This is a genomic window from Curtobacterium sp. MMLR14_010, assembly GCF_001865015.1.
Taxonomy (GTDB): Bacteria; Actinomycetota; Actinomycetes; order Actinomycetales; family Microbacteriaceae; genus Curtobacterium.
This window is the reverse complement of sequence record NZ_MJGV01000052.1, coordinates 1-205: the sequence shown is the minus strand read 5'-3', so window position 1 is coordinate 205 and position 205 is coordinate 1. Positions and strand designations below refer to the sequence as shown.

Annotated in this window: 1 pseudogene; it reads left to right on the top strand. The window is 74.1% G+C overall.

The features are described from left to right. Window positions 1–205, top strand: a pseudogene (locus BIU98_RS19495) (ribonuclease BN); the annotation flags it as partial.

The window sequence follows — 205 nt, the reverse complement described above, 5'->3', positions numbered from 1 at the left end:
CAACTTCGTGCTCGTCGTCGGCGGGGAGCTCGACTCCGAGGTCATCCGCCTGCGGCAGCTCCTCGCGGGCATCGACGCCGACGAGTCCATCCGGCTGCCGCTGCGGGACGTCACGCGGAACTTCACGCTGGCCCGGTGGCGGGACGCCGACGTCGCGGCTGCGCGGCAGGTGCGGGTGTCCGCGGCCGAGCTGCCCGACGACGAG